The organism is Intrasporangium sp. (assembly GCF_051961875.1).
Classification (GTDB): domain Bacteria; phylum Actinomycetota; class Actinomycetes; order Actinomycetales; family Dermatophilaceae; genus Intrasporangium_A.
Window position 1 is genome coordinate 1 of sequence record NZ_JBQCCV010000313.1, and the last position, 12,122, is coordinate 12,122.

Consider the following 12,122-nt stretch of genomic DNA (forward strand, 5'->3'; position numbering starts at 1 on the left):
CCCGGAGGGCAACGACTTCTGCCTCGACTGAGCCAAGCGGTGAGGACCCGAGTGAGGAACGAGCGAGGCCCGGAGCCGCGGTTCGGCTCAGGCGAGAGAAGGGGCTCGACTGAGCCAAGCGGTGAGGACCCGAGTGAGGAACGAGCGAGGCCCGGAGCCGCGGTTCGGCTCAGGCGAGAAGGGGCTCGACTGAGCCAAGCGGTGAGGACCCGAGCGAGGAACGAGCGGCGATACTGCCTGTATGGCGTATGACGAGGAGCTGGCGCACCGGATCCGTGAGCAGGTCCAGGATGTGCCGGGGCTGACGGAGAAGCGGATGTTCGGCGGACTGGCCTTCCTCGTCGACGGGAACATGTCGGTCAGCGCGAGTGGGCAGGGCGGGCTGCTGCTCCGTATCGATCCCGCCGACACCGACGCCCTCGTCAGTGAGCCGCACGTGAGCCGTGCCGTGATGCAGGGCCGGGCGATGGACGGCTGGCTCCGCGTCGACGACGAGGCGATCACGAGCGACGAGGACCTGCGCCGTTGGATCGACGTCGGCGTCGCCTACGCGCGGTCGCTCCCCCCGAAACGCTGAGAGAGGCGGCAGAGGATCCCCTCGAGCGGCCGCGATCAGTCCGCCGCGCTGAGCAGCCGTCCCGGCCGCTTCGGCGCGTCCGCCGCCCCGATGAGGTCGACGATGCCGTGGGTGTCGCCGTCGGCCTCCCCGAGCTCGGCGGGCTTGATCCACTTGGCTTTTCGCGCCTCGCTCGCCAGCCGCAGTGCCGGGCGCTCGTCGAGCCGCACCCGGTATACGACGTCGACCACCTGGCCCTCGGGATCGATCCGCACCGTGACGGGGTCGCCCGGGTCGATGTCGAGACCTATCTCCTCGGCCACCTCACGGCGCACCCCATCGCCCGGGGACTCGCGGTGCTCGAGCAGCCCTCCGGGCAGGCTCCACCCCAGCCGGTGCGGCTGCCAGAGGAAGAGGACCTCGCCCTCGTGCTCGAGCACACAGACGGCGCCGACGGTGTAGTTCGGCGCCCCGATCCGCACCGCGGCACGCCGCAGCGGGCTCGGGAGCTTTCGGAAGCCGACCAGCGCCGCGGTCCCGGCCTTGCGCCGGAGGGTGGCCTTGTCCATGGGCTCACCCAACCACACCGCGTTGCAAGGCCAGCGGCGACTTCTGCCCCGGGCGCGCGCGAGCCCGCCCCCATCGGGAGCGGGCCCAGCGGCATACGAACGGGTTTCAGTCCTTCGGGTTGAAGAAGCCGAGGATCATCGAGACGAACGTGATGACGAGCGAGCCGATGATCGCGTCCCAGAAGAAGTGGTCGACGTGGAAGGCCAGGTCGAACTTGCCGGCCACCCACGACGTCAGCTGGAGCATCAGCGCGTTGATGATGAAGACGAACAGCCCGAGCGTCAGGATGATGACGGGGAACGAGACGAGCTTCGCGACCGGGCGCACGAAGGCGTTGATGATCCCGAAGATGAGCGCCACGATCACGACGGTCCGCACGACCCACCACGTGTCGTGGCTCGATCCGAAGGTGATGCCCGGCACGAGCCAGGCGGCGATCCACAGGGCGATGCCGTTGATGACGGTCTTGATCGCGAAGTCGGCGAGCATGTCCGTCATCCTTCCACGGGAAGCCGCTGCGCCATGGGAAGTCGGCCCTACTCGGGGATGCCGGGGTGGTCGTCGCCCGGCAGCCGCGGCTGGAACATCGTGTTGAGGCGGAGCAGGTCGGGCGCCACCGTCTTCAGCGAGCCGATCGCGTCCTTGACCGGCACCCGGCCGATCCGGCCCTGCTGGAGCGCGACCATCTCGCCCCAGGCGCCGTCGAGCGCGGCCTCGACAGCGGCGACGCCGAACCGGGTCCCGAGCACCCGGTCGAAGGCGACCGGGGACCCGCCGCGCTGGATGTGCCCGAGCACGGTCGTCCGGGTCTCGATACCGGTGCGGCCGTGGATCTCGCGCTCGAGGATGTGCCCGATGCCGCCGAGGACCTTGTGGCCGTAGCTGTCGACCTCCGGCTCAGGGATCTGGAAGGTGCCGGGCTTCGGCAGGGCGCCCTCGGCGACGACGATGATCGTGGCGTAGCGGCCCTTGCGGTGCCGGCCGACGATGCGCTCGCAGACCTCCTCGATGTCGAAGGGCTCCTCGGGCGTGAGCGTCATCGCCGCGCCGCCGGCGAGACCGGACCAGATCGCGATGTGCCCGACGTGCCGGCCCATGACCTCGACGACGAGGACGCGGTGGTGCGACTCGGCGGTCGTGTGGAGGCGGTCGATCGCGTCCGTGCAGATCTGGACGGCGGTCTGGAACCCGAACGTCATCTCGGTCAGCTGGATGTCGTTGTCGATGGTCTTGGGGACCCCGATGACCGGGAAGCCGTTCTGGTGCAGCTCGTTGACGACTCCCATCGAGCCCTCGCCGCCGACCGCGATGATCGCGTCGAGCCCATGCCGGTCGTAGGCCTTGCGCACGAGCTTGAGGCCGTCCTCTCGCGCGAACGGCTGGTCGCGGGAGGTCCCGAGGATCGTGCCGCCCCGGGGGAGGATGCCGCGGCACACCTCGACGTCGAGCGGCTCGTAGTCGTCCTCCATCACGCCGCGCCAAGCGTTGCGGAAGCCGATGACCGTGCTGTCGTAGGTGACCTCGGCGGCGCGAACCGCGCCGCGGATGACGGCGTTGAGGCCGGGGCAGTCCCCGCCTCCGGTGAGGATCCCGATGCGCATGGGCAGGTCTTTCGTGAGTGGTGCGTGGCTCAGGTGTCGGGGCAGCACTGACACGACACTGCGAGCCTAGTCACAAGCGCTGGTATGCCGCTGGGGCCGTCGGTGTGCGAGTGCGCTCCCGCTCCGCTCGGGTCTCGCCCGTCGATGTCTATTGTTGCGGCTATGACCGATGCCCCCTCGCCGCGTCCCGTCCGCCTGCGTGAGGTCCTGGCGCAGATGCCTGACTACAAGCCGGGCAAACCGGCGTCGGCGCCGCCGGGGATGACGGCCTACAAGCTGTCCTCCAACGAGAACCCCTATGGCCCGCTCCCGTCGGTGCTCAAGGCGGTCGACGAGGCGGCAGCGACGATCAACCGCTACCCCGACATGGCGGTCACGGCACTGACCCAGCGGCTCGCGGAGGCCCTCGAGGTGCCGGCCGATTGCGTCGCCACGGGCACCGGCTCGGTCGCCGTCCTCGCCCAGATCGTGCAGGCTGCCTGCGACGCCGGAGACGAGGTCGTCTTCGCGTGGCGCTCCTTCGAGGCCTACCCTATCGTGACCCAGCTCGCCGGCGCGAAGCCGGTCATGGTCGGTCTCGACGCGGACGCCCGGCACCGGCTCGACGCCATGGCGGCCGCCATCACCGACCGCACCCGCGTCGTGCTCGTCTGCACGCCCAACAACCCCACCGGACCGGCCGTGCGCACGGACGAGCTCGAGCGCTTCCTGGCCTCGGTGCCGGACGACGTGGTCGTGGTCATCGACGAGGCCTACGTCGAGTTCGTCCGCGATCCCGAGGCGGTCAAGGGCCTCGAGATGTGGGCCCGACACCCGAATGTCGTTGTCCTGCGGACGTTCTCAAAAGCGTACGGCCTGGCCGGGCTCCGGGTCGGGTTCGCCGTCGCGCACCCCCCGGTCGCCGCCGCCATCCGCAAGACGGCGACGCCGTTCGGCGTCAACTCGCTCGCGCAGGTGGCCGCGATCGCCTCGCTCGACGCGGTCGACGAGCTGACCGAGCGGGTGGCGTCGATCGTCGCCGAGCGCAACCGCGTGGTGCAGTGCCTCGCCGACCAGGGCTGGAAGCTGCCCCAGACCGACGCGAACTTCGTCTGGTTCCCCCTCGGTGAGGAGTCGTCCGTGTTCACGGCGGCGTGCGAGGCGGCCGGGCTCATGGTCCGGCAGTACGGCGACGACGGCGTGCGGGTCACGATCGGCGAGCCGGAGGCCAACACCCGGCTGCTCGACGTCGCGGAGAAGTTCGGCCCCCGCTGAGCCCGCCACCCGCCTACCGTGGGCGGATGGACATGAAGCTCGAGCTCGTGGCTGTGCCGGTGGCGGACGTCGACCGGGCCAAGGACTTCTACGTGGAGCAGGCCGGGTTCGTCCTCGACCACGATCACACCGTGAGTGACGACGTCCGCTTCGTCCAGCTCACCCCGCCGGGATCGGCCTGCTCGATCGCGATCGGCAAGGGGCTGACGGGGATGGCGCCGGGCTCCCTGGACAACCTGCAGATGGTGGTGGCCGACGCCGAGGCGGCTCGCGCCGAGCTGGCCGGCCGGGGCGTCGACGCCTCGGAGGTCGACGTCCAGCCGTGGGGCAAGTTCGTGCGCTTCGCCGACCCGGACGGCAACCGGTGGAGCCTGCAGGAGCTGCCGGCGTGGTCCGCGGCTGCTCGCGGCGTCGACCCCGACGCCTGACGCGACTCCTCGGCGAGCCGGCGCGCCCACCGGCCGGTCTGTCCCGTAGGCGGCGACGAGCGGAGTGACGGGGCGCGCGGTGTCGGCAGGGCGGCATACGGTCTGGGCATGCTCACGTCCGTGGCCGTCTCGGGCTACCGCTCCCTGCGCGACGTCGTCGTGCCGCTCCACGGCCTCGACGTGGTCACGGGCGCGAACGGCTCGGGCAAGTCGAGCCTCTATCGCTCGCTGCGCCTGCTCGCCGGGTGCGGTCGCGGTGACGTCGTCGGCACGCTCGCCCGCGAGGGCGGGCTGCAGTCCGCCCTCTGGGCGGGGCCGGCCAGTCTCGACGGGGCCCGCAAGCGGGGGTATGCCGCCCAGGGCCTCGTGCGCAAGGGGCCGATCGGCCTGCGGCTCGGTTTCGCCACGGAGGAGTTCGGTTACCTCGTGGACCTGGGCCTCCCGCAACAGACCTCCGGGGGCGAGGACTCGGCGTTCCTCCGGGACCCGGAGATCAAGCGCGAGGTGGTCTGGGCCGGGTCGGTGATGCGGCCCGGGGCCGTTCTCGTCCGGCGCAGATGGTCCGTCGTCGAGACCCGCGCCTCGGCGGCCGGGGACTGGGACGCCGGGTGGGACGACGACTGGGAGTCGGATCCTCCTGAAGGCAACGGCCGGCGCGCCGGTGGCCGGTCGAGGGGGTGGACCGAGCTGACCCGGTCGCTGCGGCCGTGGGAGTCGATGCTCACCGAGCTCGCCGACCCGGAGCGGGCGCCGGAGCTGCTCCGGGTCCGCCGGATGATCGCGGGCTGGCGCTTCTACGACTCGTTCCGCGCCGATCCCGCGGCGCCGGCCCGTCAGACGCAGATCGGCACCCGGACCCCGGTGCTCGCCGACGACGGTTCGGACCTGGCCGCGGCCCTCCAGACGATCCGCGAGAACGGCCAGCCCGGGCTCGACGCCGCCATCGCGGACGCGTTCGACGGGGCGGTCCTCGACGTGACGGTCACCGACGGGCGTTTCGACGTGGAGCTGCACCAGCCCGGCATGCTGCGGCCCCTGCGGGCGGCCGAGCTCTCCGAGGGGACGCTGCGCTACCTCTGCCTCGTGGCCGCGCTGCTCAGTGCCGACCGCCCACCGCTGCTCGTCCTCAACGAGCCCGAGACCTCGCTGCACCCCGAGCTGCTGCCCCCACTCGGCCGGCTCATCCGGTCCGCGGCCGAGACCTCGCAGGTGATGGTCGTCTCCCACTCGGACGCCCTGATCCGCGAGCTGGGCGTCGCGGACGACGACGGGGCCCCGGTGGGGCTGGGCTCACCCGCCCGGCGCCTCACGCTGGTCAAGGACCTCGGTGAGACGTTCGTGGAGGGGCAGGGCCTGCTCACGACGCCGCCCTGGAGCTGGGGCAGCCGCCGCTGAGCGGTGACCACTCGTCCAGCCGGCAGCCATTCTCCGGGGACCGGCCTCACGGGTCCTGTGACCGGTGGGGTTGACTGCTCACTCGACGGATGCGGCCCCGCTGGGAGGAGGCGAGCGAACGGGGCTGCTGAGCGGCATACGTGCTCCTTGCGTCCCGCATTGTGAGATTGGCGAGGGCCTCAGGTAAGTTGCGCTTCAGGACACCGCATGTGGCCGCCGTCACCCTCGACGACCACCTGTGCACCACCTGCCGCCGGGCTGATCCCCGACGGTGGCCCGAGCAAAAGCCGGCCGGCGGGCCGGTGGAGGAGCCCTAGTGAGCGACAACGACGTCGTCAAGCAGCCCGCCTCGGCGAGCGCGACGATCCAGAACGCCGACGGCGGCCCGGAGATGATCCAGCTGCTGACGCCCGAAGGGGAGCGACGCTCCCACCCCGACTACGACAAGTACGTCGCGGACCTGACCCCCGACGAGCTGCGCAGCTTCTATCGCGACCTCGTCCTCATCCGGCGCCTCGACGCCGAGGGCTACGCCCTCCAGCGGCAGGGCGAGCTCGGGCTGTGGCCGAGCCTGCTCGGCCAGGAGGCCGCCCAGGTCGGCTCCGGCCGCGCCCTGCGATCGCACGACATGTGCTTCCCGACCTACCGCGAGCACGGCGTCGGTTTCGTGCGGGGCATGGACCCGCAGAGCTCGCTGCAGCTGTTCCGCGGGGTGAGCCAGGGCGGCTGGGACCCCAAGGAGCACAACTTCCACCTCTACACGATCGTCATCGGCGCCCAGACGCTCCACGCGACGGGCTACGCCATGGGAGTCAAGATGGACGGCAACGTCGGGACGGGCGACCCCGACCGCGACACCGCCGTCATCTGCTACTTCGGTGACGGTGCCACCTCGCAGGGTGACGTCAACGAGGCCTTCGTCTACGCGGCGAGCTTCGACGCCCCGGTCGTCTTCTTCTGCCAGAACAACCAGTGGGCCATCTCGGAGCCGGTCTCGAAGCAGACCCGCATCCCGCTCTACCAGCGCGCCCGCGGCTTCGGCTTCCCGGGCGTGCGCGTCGACGGCAACGACATCCTGGCCACCTACGCCGTGACCAAGCACTGCCTCGACGAGGCCCGCAACGGCAACGGGCCGCTCCTCATCGAGGCGTACACCTACCGGATGGGCGCCCACACGACGGCCGACGACCCGACCAAGTACCGCGTCTCGGCGGAGGTCGAGCAGTGGAAGCTGCGCGACCCGATCCTGCGGCTCAAGACCTACCTCGCGCACGAGGGGATGGCCGACGAGGCGTTCTTCCAGAGCGTCGACGAGGAGGCCGACGGCTTCGCGCACGAGCTGCGCGAGGGCTGCATCACCATGGAGACCATGCCCGGCGAGACCATGTGGGACCACGTCTACGCGGAGGACCACCCGGTCATGGAGGCGGAGCGTGCCGCCTATCTCGAGTACCAGGCGAGCTTCGAGGGGGCGAACTGAGATGACGACGACGACCACGACCCAGAGCTCGTCCGCGACGCAGCACCTCGAGAAGGTCACGCTGGGGCGGAGCATCACCAACGGCCTGCGCAAGGCCATGGAGCGCGACCCCAAGGTCGTCCTCATCGGTGAGGACATCGGCAAGCTCGGCGGCGTCTTCCGGATCACCGAGCACCTGCAGAAGGACTTCGGCGAGGAGCGCGTCATCGACTCCCCGCTCGCCGAGTCCGGCATCGTCGGCACCGCCGTCGGCATGGCCCTGCGCGGCTACCGGCCGGTCTGCGAGATCCAGTTCGACGGCTTCGTCTACCCGGCGTTCGACCAGATCGTCTGCCAGGTCGCCAAGATGCACGCCCGCTCGCTGGGTGCCATCAAGATGCCGATGGTCATCCGGATCCCGTTCGGCGGCGGTATCGGCAGCCCGGAGCACCACTCGGAGAGCCCCGAGGCCTACTTCGCCCACACGGCCGGGCTGCGGGTCGTCTCGTGCTCGAACCCCGAGGACGCCTACTGGATGATCCAGCAGGCCATCGAGTGCGACGACCCGGTGCTCTTCTTCGAGCCGAAGCGTCGCTACCACGACCGCGCCGAGTACGACCCGACCGCGACCCAGGCCCCGCGCGGGCTGTTCGAGGCCAACGTGGTGCGCGAAGGCAGCGACGTGACGCTCGTCGGCTACGGCCCCGTCGTCAAGACGATGCTCGAGTCGGCCGCCGCTGCCGAGCAGGAGGGCACCTCGCTCGAGGTCATCGACCTGCGCTCGCTCTCCCCGCTGCCCATCGACACGATCACCGCGTCGGTCCGCAAGACCGGCCGGCTCGTCGTCGTCCACGAGGCCAGCAACTTCCTCGCCATGGGCGCGGAGATCGCTGCCCAGGTGACCGAGCAGTGCTTCTACCACCTCGAGGCGCCGGTGGTCCGGGTCGGCGGCGCGAACATCCCGTACCCGCCGAGCCGTATGGAGGAGGAGTTCCTCCCCGACCTCGACCGGATCCTCGACGGCGTCGACCGCGCCCTGGCGTACTGAGAACACAGCAAGGGGTTCCTGAAAATGGCGATTCGCACGTTCAACCTGCCCGACCCCGGTGAGGGGCTCGTCGAGGCGGAGATCGTCGAGTGGAGGATCAACGTCGGCGACACCGTCAAGGTCAACGACATGGTCCTCGAGGTCGAGACGGCCAAGTCGCTCGTCGAGCTGCCGATCCCCTGGGCCGGCACCGTGACCGAGGTGCTCGTCGAGGTCGGCCAGACCGTCGACGTCGGCACGCCGCTCATCCGGATCGACGACGGCAAGGGCGGCGACGAAGCCCCCGCCGCGCCGGCCGCCGAGGGGGCGGCCGCGGAGGAGAAGCAGGACGCGATCCTCGTCGGCTACGGCGCCAAGGCCGGCGCCACGACGCGCCGCGCCCGCAAGAAGGCCGAGGGTGCGCCGCCCAGCTCGGTCCCGGCGGAGGTGACCTCGCCGAGTGGCGGAGCACCGACGGAGACGGAGCAGGTCGCCGAGACGCCGGCCGTCCCTGAGCGGACCGTGCCGGAGCCCCGCGTCGAGTCACCGGCACCCCCGGTGCCCGCTCCGGCGGGGGAGCGGCCCAAGGCCAAGCCCCCGGTCCGCAAGCTGGCCAAGGACCTCGGCGTCGACCTGACCCAGGTTCGGCCGACCGGTGCGGACGGCATCATCACTCGAGACGACGTGCAGGCCCACGCGAGCGGCGGCTCGGCCGAGACCGTGACCGCCCCCGCCGGCGCGGGAGCGAACGGCGCAGCGGCAGCCGGCCCAGCGGCATACGCGCCTGCGTTCGGCGCCGGGGAGCGCGAGGTGCGCATCCCGATCAAGGGCGTCCGCAAGATGACCGCCCAGGCGATGGTCGGGTCGGCGTTCACCGCGCCGCACGTCACTGAGTGGATCACCGTCGACGTGACACGCACGATGGAGCTCGTCGAGCGGCTCAAGGCCGACCGCGAGTTCCGCGACGTCAAGGTGACGCCGCTGCTCGTGCTCGCGAAGGCGATGATCCTGGCCGTCAGGCGCAACCCGGGCGTCAACGCGACGTGGGACGAGCAGGCCCAGGAGATCGTCCAGAAGAACTACGTCAACCTCGGCATCGCCGCGGCCACCCCGCGTGGTCTCGTCGTGCCGAACATCAAGGACGCGCACGCGATGACGATGCGCGAGCTTGCCGACGCCATCGCCCAGCTGACCGCGACCGCCCGCGAGGGCAAGACGCAGCCGGCGGAGATGAGCCAGGGCACCATCACGATCACCAACGTCGGCGTCTTCGGCGTCGACAGCGGTACCCCGATCATCAACCCCGGCGAGTCGGCGATCCTCGCGTTCGGCACGATTCGCAAGCAGCCGTGGGTCGTCACGGGTGCCGACGGTGCGGACGAGATCGCGATCCGGCACGTGACGCAGCTCGCCCTGTCGTTCGACCACCGGCTCATCGACGGCGAGCTGGGGTCGCGCTTCCTGGCCGATGTGGCCGCCATCATGGAGGACCCGAGCAGGGCCCTCGTCTGGGGCTGAGGCCGCGCTCCCCTTTGCTTCCGCGGACGGACTGTTCGCGGTCGAACAGTTCGGCAGACCGACGAGTTCGACCACGACCGGTCCGTTCGCGCGTAGGAGCCGTCGCCCCGGTGGCCTACGAGATCCAGCCCGGGCTGGAATCGGTAGGGGCTGGGGCCGTCAGTGGACGGGCTCAGGCTCCGGGTCGGAGCGGCGGCCGTCGGCCTCGGCGCGGATCCGGTAGCGGTCCACCAGGTAGGCGGCCGTGAGGTCGTCTCCGAGGGCCTTGAGCGCATCGATGTCGACCGCCTCGTGGCGCTCGGCCACGGTGGGCTCGACCGTCGTCATGACGGTGCTGGCGTCGCGCTCGCTGACGGCGAGGGCCAGCTCGCGCTTGAGCTCCTGGTCCAGCGCACCACCCGGCTGCTTCGCCTTGGCGGCCACCTCGACGGCGAACACCTCCCGGTCCGCGGCCACGGCGAGGTCGTCGGTCGTCAGCATCTTCGCGGTCCGCCGGAGCAGCTCGACGCCGCGGGTGAGGTCACCGTCGCCCACCTGGGTCACGGCCCGGGTCAGCAGCGGCCGGTCGCCACGGACCGCCGTGTCGGCGAGCAGGTCGAGGCGCAGGCCGAGCAGGCGCTCGTGGGTGCGGGTCTTGCCGTCCTCACGCCCGAGCGGCACCATCAGCTCGTCGAGGTGCGGCGGGCGCTGGCCCATGGTGTCGAGCAGCTCCCGTCCGGCCTCGTCCGCCGAGTGGACCGTGTCGCGCAGCGGTATCTCCTTGATGAACAGAGTCGCGACGAGGGCGATGGCACAGGGCAGGAACCCCCACGCGAAGACCGAGTGGAGCGAGTCCGCCAGGCCGTGGTGGACGCCCAGGGCCACCTCGGGCGGCAGGCTCTTGAGCGCGGCGGGGTCGAGGACGGAGCCGGCACTGACCTGCTGGCCCGACTGCGCCATCTGGTGGCGTACCTCGGGGGACAGGTGCTTGGCGATGTTGATGGCGAGCCCGCTCGACATGATCGTGCCGAAGACGGCGGTGCCGACGGTCGACCCGACGTTGCGGAAGAACTGGGTCGAGGCGGTGGCGACGCCGAGGTCGCGGCGCTGGGACGCGTTCTGCACGACGAGCGTGTAGACCTGCAGGGCCATGCCGAGCCCGATGCCGAAGACGATCATCGCCCAGGTCAGCTCACCGGCCGTGGCGTTGTAGTCGAGCCGGGTCAGCAGCCAGAAGCCGAGGCCCATGATGACGATGCCGGCGACGGTCTGCAGCTTGTAGCGGCCGGTCCGGGTGATGACGAGACCGGCGACGATCGACAGGCCGATCATCGCGACCGACATCGGCATCAGGATGAGGCCGGAGTTCGTGGCCGAGACCCCGATGACGCCCTGGGCGTAGACCGGGATGTAGATCATCGCGCCGAACATCATGACCGCGACCATGAAGCTCGCGATGTTCGAGAAGGTGAAGATCGACCCGCGGAAGAGGCGCAGCGGCAGGACGGGCTCCTTGGCCCGTCGCTCGACCATGACGAAGGCGAGCAGCGTGACGAGGCCGACGGCATACATGCCGATCACCTCGGGCGAGCCCCAGTCCCACGTCGTCCCGCCGAGGGAGGTCGGCACGAGCAGGAAGATGAGCGAGACCGACAGCAGCGTGATCCCGGCGCGGTCGATGATGACCTCGCCCTCCTCGTGGTCGAGGTGGAGGAACTTCGCGATGCCGAAGAAGGCGACGACACCCACGGGGAGCGCCACGTAGAAGAGCCAGCGCCAGCCCCAGTGGTCGGTGATGAAGCCGCCAGCGAGGGGGCCGAGGATCGAGGACAGGCCGAAGACGCCGCCCATGAGGCCCTGGTACTTGCCGCGCTGGCGGGGCGGGATGATGTCGCCGATGATCGTCTGCGACAGCGGCATCAGGGTGCCCATGCCGGCGCCCTGGATCGCCCGGGCGGCGATGAGCCACCAGAAGCTCTGCGCCGCTCCCGCGAGGATCGAGCCGAGCATGAAGACGACGAGGCCGGCGAGGTAGAAGCTGCGGCGGCCGTAGATGTCGGACAGCTTGCCGACGATCGGGACGACGATCGCGCTGACGAGCATGGCGGCGGTTGCGAGCCACGAGTAGTGGTCCATGCCGCCGAGCTCGGCGACGATGCGGGGCATCGCCGGGCCGACGATGGTCTGGCTGATGGAGGCGACGAGCATGCCCAACATGAGGGCAATGAAGATCTGCCTCGCCCTGGGGTCGAGGCCCGTCTCTCGGGTGGACGGGCTGACCGCCGGGGCGGCGGTCGATGGAGTCGTGTCAGGCATGCGGATCAGGATAGGAGGA

Annotated in this window: 11 protein-coding genes; 7 read left to right on the forward strand and 4 right to left on the reverse strand. The window is 70.7% G+C overall.

Translation table 11 applies throughout. The features are described from left to right. Window positions 1-241 precede the first annotated feature (241 nt). Complete coding sequence (locus ACTHJJ_RS19160) at window positions 242-577, forward strand: TfoX/Sxy family protein (RefSeq protein ID WP_440304545.1); 336 nt, start codon at window positions 242-244, stop codon at window positions 575-577. 35 nt (window positions 578-612) lie between these two features. On the opposite strand, the gene ACTHJJ_RS19165 is transcribed toward ACTHJJ_RS19160, so the two are convergent. From ACTHJJ_RS19165 to ACTHJJ_RS19175, 3 genes are all read right to left on the reverse strand, one after another. After that, window positions 613-1,125 carry an NUDIX domain-containing protein gene (locus ACTHJJ_RS19165; RefSeq protein ID WP_440304546.1) on the reverse strand — a complete coding sequence of 171 codons (513 nt, stop codon included), beginning with the start codon at window positions 1,123-1,125 and terminating at the stop codon, window positions 613-615. Between the two features lie 106 nt (window positions 1,126-1,231). Continuing rightward, entirely contained in the window at window positions 1,232-1,615 is a 384-nt protein-coding gene (locus tag ACTHJJ_RS19170) for a phage holin family protein (RefSeq protein ID WP_440304547.1), read from the reverse strand. A 47-nt stretch (window positions 1,616-1,662) separates the two neighbouring features. Beyond that, on the reverse strand, window positions 1,663-2,727 hold the full coding sequence (locus tag ACTHJJ_RS19175; RefSeq protein WP_440304548.1) for a 6-phosphofructokinase: 1,065 nt from the start codon (window positions 2,725-2,727) through the stop codon (window positions 1,663-1,665). Between the two features lie 162 nt (window positions 2,728-2,889). Here ACTHJJ_RS19175 and hisC point away from each other — a divergent pair, with 162 nt between their 5' ends. The 6 genes from hisC to ACTHJJ_RS19205 all read left to right on the forward strand — a co-directional run bounded on the left by hisC (window position 2,890) and on the right by ACTHJJ_RS19205 (window position 9,808). Further along, window positions 2,890-3,981 (forward strand): histidinol-phosphate transaminase, encoded by a 1,092-nt coding sequence (gene hisC, locus ACTHJJ_RS19180; protein WP_440304549.1) that lies wholly within the window; start codon window positions 2,890-2,892, stop codon window positions 3,979-3,981. A 26-nt stretch (window positions 3,982-4,007) separates the two neighbouring features. Continuing rightward, the gene (locus ACTHJJ_RS19185; protein WP_440304550.1) at window positions 4,008-4,409 is read left to right on the forward strand and encodes a glyoxalase superfamily protein; all 402 of its coding nucleotides are present in this window, start codon (window positions 4,008-4,010) and stop codon (window positions 4,407-4,409) included. A gap of 108 nt (window positions 4,410-4,517) precedes the next feature. Beyond that, window positions 4,518-5,804, forward strand: coding sequence for an AAA family ATPase (locus tag ACTHJJ_RS19190; protein ID WP_440304551.1), 1,287 nt, complete (start codon window positions 4,518-4,520; stop codon window positions 5,802-5,804). Between the two features lie 391 nt (window positions 5,805-6,195). After that, window positions 6,196-7,284: a pyruvate dehydrogenase (acetyl-transferring) E1 component subunit alpha gene (gene pdhA, locus ACTHJJ_RS19195; protein WP_440304571.1), complete on the forward strand. Its 1,089-nt coding sequence runs from the start codon at window positions 6,196-6,198 to the stop codon at window positions 7,282-7,284. Between the two features lies 1 nt (window position 7,285). Next, the gene (locus tag ACTHJJ_RS19200; protein ID WP_440304552.1) at window positions 7,286-8,311 is read left to right on the forward strand and encodes an alpha-ketoacid dehydrogenase subunit beta; all 1,026 of its coding nucleotides are present in this window, start codon (window positions 7,286-7,288) and stop codon (window positions 8,309-8,311) included. 24 nt (window positions 8,312-8,335) lie between these two features. Further along, window positions 8,336-9,808 carry a dihydrolipoamide acetyltransferase family protein gene (locus ACTHJJ_RS19205; RefSeq protein ID WP_440304553.1) on the forward strand — a complete coding sequence of 491 codons (1,473 nt, stop codon included), beginning with the start codon at window positions 8,336-8,338 and terminating at the stop codon, window positions 9,806-9,808. Window positions 9,809-9,967: 159 nt separating this feature from the next. Here ACTHJJ_RS19205 and ACTHJJ_RS19210 read toward each other — a convergent pair whose 3' ends face one another. Beyond that, window positions 9,968-12,103: an MDR family MFS transporter gene (locus ACTHJJ_RS19210; protein WP_440304554.1), complete on the reverse strand. Its 2,136-nt coding sequence runs from the start codon at window positions 12,101-12,103 to the stop codon at window positions 9,968-9,970. Window positions 12,104-12,122: the final 19 nt, after the last annotated feature.